Raw genomic sequence first — 2,629 nt, 5'->3', positions numbered from 1 at the left:
GAGCGTCAGCGTTAGCGACGCAGGAGCGTCGCGTCATTACGAATTACGAATTATTGCGATTCTTTGTATTTCATCAAAATCATATTGCTGCATTAATTCTCGTAATTTATCAGCTAATGGTTGATGTGTTGACGGAATTTGTTCAATCAGTTGAAAAACTAAGTCTGCATCCACCTCTGTAGCTGCTTGATAAAGAGATGCTACCCACTCACTAGGCATAATATTTAAATCTTGAGCAGTGAGAGTTGTTATATGATTGGCAGTTGCTTCTTTTGCAGCTTGTTCTTCATAAAGATACTCAACCCCTAAGTATTGGTGCATCTTATCGAAAATAATCTGCTCTGGAAAAGGCTTAGGCACTAAATCATCACAACCAGCGGCGAAGATATTTGCTTGCTGTTCTTCAAAAGCACTAGCAGTTAAGGCAATGATTACTGTCTTGTGCTGTCTGGCCATAGCTTTGATGCGCCTAGTAGCTTCATATCCATCCATCACAGGCATCCGCATATCCATCCATATTAGATGAGGTTGCCATGTTTGCCAAATCGCGATCGCTTCTTGTCCATCAGCAGCAGTACGAGTCTCAAACCCCACAAACAGCAGTAATTTAGCTAACAAATCTCGATTTTCGACACTATCATCTACTACGAGAATACGATAGCTTGGTTGCGAGGGAGCTACTTTTAATACTCGCTTTTTAGTAGTATATTCTGGCTGTGACTTTTCTATTAAAGCTACTGTCACCTCAAAACTAAAATTAGAACCCTTGTGCAAGATACTTTTAACACTAATATTTCCCTCCATCAATTGCACAAATTGACGACTGATTGCCAGTCCTAAACCAGTGCCGCCTCTAGTTTGGGCGCCACTTGTTGTTTGCACAAAAGGGTCAAAAATTTTGTCTATTTCATCTGAACTAATACCTTTACCAGTATCTTCTACTTCAAAGCAGAGAATGCAGAGATTTTTATCTAAGTTATTAATATTCCATTGCTTAACTGTTGCTCGTAAACTCACACCACCTTTTTCGGTAAATTTTATCGCATTCCCCAATAAATTAATCAGAATTTGGCGGAACTTGCCTTCATCAGCAAAAATATAACGAGGTAAATTAGGATCTAAATAAAATTGCAAAGATAAATTCTTAACACTGGCACGAAGCTTAAACATGTCTTGGAGAGTCCGCAACAAATGATGTAAATCAAAGGTTTCATAATTTAAAATTGTGCGTCCAGCTTCAATTTTGGACATCTCCAACACATCATTAATTAAACGCAGCAAATGTTCTCCACTGCGATTAATTGTAGCGAGAGATTCTCGTTGCTGAAAATTCAACATTTTATCTCGCTCCATTAACTGAGCAAAGCCTAAAATCGCATTTAAAGGAGTGCGTAATTCATGACTCATGTTGGCCAAAAATTGGCTTTTGGCAGAGTTAGCAGTTTCCGCCTCTTGAGCTTTGACTTCTAATTGTTTGCGAGAAATACTTAATTGTCGTGATAGCCAATACACTGCCATCAGCAAAATTCCCGCTGACACCGAACCAATCAACATAATTGTATTTGCTAATTGGCGAGCAGGTGCAAATGCTTCTTGCTGATGTATTTCTACTATCAAAGCCAAGTCTTGATCATTTAACCAACGGTAAACACCCAGTACTGGTACTTCGGCATAGTTTTGGTAAAGTCCATAACCCCTCAAACCACTCATTGCAGCATCAATACCTTCACTGTCAATACCTTTATTTGATTCTTGTTTAATTACTTTTTCTTTGGAAATAAATGTATTTTTACTTCTACCTAATGAGCCGACTAAATAAGTCTCACCACTATTCCCTAAACCTGTACGCTCCCGAACAATATCATCAATTTGTGTTAAGTTCAGCGTTACTAAAAGAATCCCCTGACGTACTTCAGCATTGTTGCGTAAAGTTTTCGCTAAAGTGACCGTTGGATTCCTTGTCTCAGGTGAAACATAAAAAATTGGCGCAAAATTATTACCTTCTTGAAACTGTTCTACATAGGTAATATTTGCTAATAGCTCATACTTACCCTCAAGTTTTTTGTTAGTAGAAACAATTATTTTATTAGTGCGATCAAGAATAGAAATTTCCTTTAAAGTAGGCTTGACTTTGCTGATTTCTAACAAGTATTCCGAAAGAGTAATATAAGCTTTTTGGTAATCTGATTGTGAGATATTTTCACTGAGGGTATCATTCAGATTTTTTCTGACATCTGGAAACTGAGTTATCAAGAGAAAATCTTGTTGTTGCTTTTCAAACCAACGTGTAATTTCTCCTTCTTTAAGTGTTGCAGCTACACTCAGTTTATCTAAAGCAGCTTGCTTGAGAGCTTCTCTAGCTTTTAAAAAAGCTACTCCCCCCACTAAACCCACCATAATGAGAGATAAAAGTAAGAAGTAACTAGCTATTGTAGTAGTGAAGTGCTGCTTCCAGACCTTCATATAAGAATCTAACTTAGTTTATGAAATTATTGGCGTTGGCAGGGAGTAGGGAGTAGGGAGTGGTGAGTAGGGAATCAATCTTTTCAAGGTATAGGGAGTTTTTACAGAAATTAAATAGAGGTTTTATATTCTTTTGTGATTATTCATTGGTCATTTGTCATTTATC

1 protein-coding gene is annotated in these 2,629 nt (G+C 37.5%); it reads right to left on the bottom strand.

All coding sequences use genetic code 11. The features are described from left to right. Positions 1-36: 36 nt before the first annotated feature. Complete coding sequence (locus tag AC5JMF_RS15975) at positions 37-2,463, bottom strand: hybrid sensor histidine kinase/response regulator (protein ID WP_495796715.1); 2,427 nt, start codon at positions 2,461-2,463, stop codon at positions 37-39. Positions 2,464-2,629 lie beyond the last annotated feature (166 nt).

The organism is Desmonostoc vinosum, assembly GCF_059505385.1.
Note: the sequence above shows the minus strand (reverse complement) of the source record. Positions and strands in the feature narration are given on the sequence as shown.